The sequence below is a fragment of the Crocosphaera sp. Alani8 genome, assembly GCF_038442745.1.
Classification (GTDB): Bacteria; Cyanobacteriota; Cyanobacteriia; order Cyanobacteriales; family Microcystaceae; genus Crocosphaera.
Map to the genome: position 1 here is coordinate 1 of NZ_JARVCN010000254.1, position 4,593 is coordinate 4,593.

The window sequence follows — 4,593 nt, forward strand, 5'->3', positions numbered from 1 at the left end:
TCATCTGTCTTCATTATACTTCTTATTTGTCTCAATCTTATTTGAATTAACTATAACAAGACAATTTTACTCAAGTTTTCTAGCTGTACAAATACAAAATGTAGCAATCAGTAATGGTTGATGAGATATCTTTTTTAGCAGTGACCAGTTATCAGTATTCACTGTTCCCTTGTATCTCAAACTTAAATTATCACAAATCATCACTGATTGCTACAAAAGCTAATTTACATCAAAATAGATATGTTGCTCTTTAAAACCAATAACTCTTTTTCCAATTGAAACTTGAGGATTTAATGGATTCTTGATAACTTTTAAATCAGGAATCTGATTTTTTTGGACTGTCATAACAACGAAAAAGTTACTTTTTCCCGTTGCTATAATTCTTTGATTATTTTTATCGTAGCTTAAATTAATGTTATCAGGAGTCACAAAAGTCCCTTTCATGCTAACATCACCATTCCGTTTAACAAGAAATGTATTCTGATTAATTACTACCTCTCCCTCTGTGTTCATAACCCAAGTATGACTCTTATTATTATCCTTAAATTCATCAGCAATCACAAATAAACCAGGAACTCCTGACACATTAGAATAATCAACAGCAAACGATCGCAGCCAATCTTTAGCTTGTAAACTAACAATTCCTGAACCATCTTTTTGAGATTCAAAATAAATAGGCTGCATGGTTAATTTATGAGAATTTTCTTGAATAATGATATTTTCATTTTCTGGTTTATTTTCACTTTCTCCTGCGATCGCCCAATTTTCTCCTAAACCCCAAATCCGAAAACTTCCCCCATCGGGAAAAGACCAAGATTTATTCAAGTGTTCCCTTTTTCCGTAAATACTACTCACAAAATCATTCTGATCTTTCCATCTATTACGGAATACGTAAAATGCTTTTTTGTCATCCTTAAGAACTTGATTAAAAATTCGGGAAGGATGCTCAATTTTTAAATCTCTAGGATAATTAATCAAGAGAAAAACTGCATCTAAAGTATTCTTAATTCCTAAACTTTTATCCCCCTTCTCCCCCCAATAATTATTAAATCCCCACATCACCCCAGGCAAAAATTTAGGGGAAACTAAATCCATTCCCATCGCAAATAATGATCCTTGTGGATAAATTCTATGTCTTCCATAACTAGGAATAGGATAACCTTGATCTCTAGGAACAATTCTTATTAAATAGTGAGGTAATAACCAAGCTAAATTAGAATTTTCAGTAACAAAGTTTTCTCCTTTGACATGATAGTATGCTGTCAAAAAAGGGAACAAAGTTAATATAAATGGTTCAGTGGTGTAGTGATCTCCTTCTGTACCAAACCCGTTATCTCCCATTGCTGTATCTAAATAGCGAACGATATTCCGTTTAGCAATGGTTAATAGTTCCTCAGTATTGGTTTCAGAGTCCTTTAAAATAGCTAATGTTGCCAACCCTGCGGCACCTCTTGCTCTAGCATTCCAATTACTCCAAGCTGTGGGGTTCCACCCTTTGCCGGGGGTTCCATCAATCAATAACTGCGCTTTCTCAGACAACCAATTACGTACAATACTACGATTATTGTCCCCCCAATAAGGGTAACAGAAATCGTAGGCGATCGCTACTCCTGCAACCACTGGGGACAGCTCAAACAAGCGAGTATAGGATGTGTTAATAGCGGTTTCTACGATATCCCAAGCATCATTAGCTTTTTGAGTTTTATTATCAATTAAAGCCAGAAAACACTGTCCTGCTGCTTGATAGCCAGCATTAGGCACATAGCCGTCGTAAGTGACAGTTTGCTCGAGGGTTTCTTCCAATTTTTGCCTAATTTTTTTACCAATTTTTGTTGTTACTTTTTGTCGTAACTCTGGTACCATTCTTTCTCTAAAAAGAAGACGGGGATGTTCTTCGGGTTGGATTGGTTGATGATTTGGTAAAGGTTGAGGATATATTGGTTTAATAGTAGCAGAGGCGTTTCCTTTTAATGATTGGCTATTAAATTCTCCTTGGTAGGTTCCTAATAAGACATCCTGATTTTTTTGTATTAGTTGAATTGCGTAATTAGCCTTTCCTGACCAAGATAACCAAGGATCAGGATTGATCGTTAAATCAACTTGTAAAGTCCATTGATTATTAAATTTATTGACAATTACAGTCCCTTGGTGTTCTGCTTGATTAAATTCGGGAGCAAATCCCCAAACTTGGGAATCACAATTATTATTTTTACAAATCAAATCAACAACAATATTTTGATAAGAAATGTTTTCCTTGGATTTTCTCCAAAGTCCTCTCTCCAGGGTAATCGTGATTTTCTCAGGGGGGGAATTGTAGGAGAAAGCAGGTGGATAACTGAGGTAAGTTATCCAATGAATCATCAAAATGATAACGATAAATAACCGAGATTTAATCATTAAGTAAAGACAAAATTGTTACTGTTTAAATCTAGATTATTGGTATTTTTAACGATACCAATTAATTCGTCTTCCATGCCAGGAAACTTTAAAAATATTCCTTGATCATTGGTTGAAAAAGGAGATGTTCTTAGATAGTAGTCAGACATGCCACCATGTAGTTCTATGGTATCTCGGGACATATCAAAATCAATAATTTCTAGATAATCTTGTTGTCCGTAGTGATTATAAAAGGGTTCAATTGCATTGCCCAGTGTAAAAACATCTCCGTTGATTGCCTCTGTTTGAGCATTAGTTACCCCTGTTAGAGAATCGACCGCGAACCCGTTTAACGTACCGGTTGCCTCAACAGCTAAAAAATTGATGTTTTCTGTAGTATGATTGGTTTCACTATCTCGACTGGTATCTTCTTCTATCTTAATTTGAACATTGCCATTGCTGAGATTTCGATATCTTAATCCAGAAGGATCTGGACCATCGAAAGTAGCAATATTGCCTAAGAATTTTGGCTTGTTGTCGAAAGCCACGCCAAAATCTATGGTGTGCCAATTGTGAGTAACTTTATCACCGGTATTTCCTGCGATGAAAGCGTTACCGTCCCAAGTCCCTTGCCCTCCCGAGATAGCTAACCAAGCGATGGTTTCTGTGCCATGACCACTATTACGATAGGCTTCTTCTTCTTCTAAGGCTACCTCAAATCCGTTTTTAGTGATGTTATCCTGACGAGTTCTCACAAAATTTGTATCGTTATTGGTTTGAACTTGGGTTAGGACAACAGGAGCGGCAGTAAACTTGTAATTAAACGTAATGTCTTGCCAATCAGATGAGGTAGTGGCGTTAGTGTTTACAACACCCACTTCTATAATTGTTCCGTCCGATAGTTCCCAAATACCTTCTTCAAGCACCAGAAAACTTAAGCTTTCTTTTGCATGAAGACCATCGAGGTTGCCGGGTTCTTGGATTTGTGCTGAGAAGCGATCGCCTTGAATGTTGGTTATTCTGACGGTAGATGCTTGTGGACCTTTGAAAGATGGGGGTTGGGCGAAGACAATGGGGTTAACAAATTCGTGAGCGAGAAAAACAGTTTTATTGTTATGGTTTAAGTCAGTAATTTGACCAATTTGAGCAATAACGCTTTCCTCTATCGTTGGGGGTTCTAAAGTCTCTGAAGGTACCATTTCTAGAATAGCGTTCCCCAGTTTTTCGATATTTATGACCTTCCCTCTGTAATCTTCTACATATTGGCTGGGGGCAGAAATATCGTCCCCTTGTGCCAGTAAATCTTTGATTTCCTCAAAAGTTAATCTTCTCCCTAACTCTTGCTCAGCCAACTGTTGCGCCACAGCGATCGCTCCGCTTACATAGGGAGTCGCCATACTGGTTCCTGATAGAGTTTTTGTCCCCCCTTTTCTATTGGCTGATGTAATACTCTTTCCGTCGGCAAATACATTGGTTAAATCGGGGTGATGCTGAGAAAAGGAAGAAATTACCCCATCTTTTAAATTATTGACGGAAGAAACTGCCAAAGAGTTAGGACTGGCTGCGGGGAGAGACACACCAATCTTTCCTGTATTACCCGCAGCAGAAACCACTGTGACGTTGTTTTGAACTAACTGTATCAACTCATCTTCGATGATAGCTAAAGATGCGGGAGTTGTATGGTTAACTCCATCGCTCAAGGACATATTGACGCTCACAATATTATATTCTTCATGATTGTCTACTATCCACTGTAAAGCCTGTTCTAGATCATAAAGATTGCCCTGATTGTCATCGTCAAAGACCTTAAGAGCTATAATGTCCGCACCAGGAGCTATTCCTTGGTAAGTAGAATCCTCTGAGGCAGCAATCCCTGCTACATGACTCCCGTGATCGTTGGGATCATCAGCAGAACTATCGTCATTGCTAGTGGGATCACTGAAATTTTGTAGTGAAGTTGCAGCAAAATCGTAGTGGTGAACAATCCTATCTGCTACATTATCGTTGTTAAGATCCGGTCCAAAAAAAGGATGGTCTAAATCAATTCCTGTGTCTAAAACTGCAATGGCATAGCCAGAACCGTCTATGAGCTTGTTTTGATGATAGAAAACCATACTGTTCCGTGTCTCCTCAATCTTGATGACAATTAGTTGCTCAGTTTAATCATACCAAATCCGCTCTTTTTAACCCCCTTATAAAACCCTTTACTAATAGATG

Annotated in this window: 2 protein-coding genes; both read right to left on the bottom strand. The window is 37.8% G+C overall.

All coding sequences use genetic code 11. The annotated features are described in order from the left end of the window. Positions 1–219: 219 nt before the first annotated feature. Positions 220–2,397 carry a hypothetical protein gene (locus P9B04_RS14740; protein WP_342055745.1) on the bottom strand — a complete coding sequence of 726 codons (2,178 nt, stop codon included), beginning with the start codon at positions 2,395–2,397 and terminating at the stop codon, positions 220–222. Continuing rightward, on the bottom strand, positions 2,397–4,490 hold the full coding sequence (locus tag P9B04_RS14745; protein WP_342055746.1) for a S8 family serine peptidase: 2,094 nt from the start codon (positions 4,488–4,490) through the stop codon (positions 2,397–2,399). Before P9B04_RS14745 ends, P9B04_RS14740 begins: the two co-directional genes overlap by 1 nt. Between the last annotated feature and the right edge of the window lie 103 nt (positions 4,491–4,593).

Bases quoted from the DNA above. Each gene is read 5' to 3' on its own strand.
- P9B04_RS14740 (WP_342055745.1), bottom strand. From the start codon at position 2,397: ATGATTAAATCTCGGTTATTTATCGTTATCATTTTGATGATTCATTGG.
- P9B04_RS14745 (WP_342055746.1), bottom strand. From the start codon at position 4,490: ATGGTTTTCTATCATCAAAACAAGCTCATAGACGGTTCTGGCTATGCC.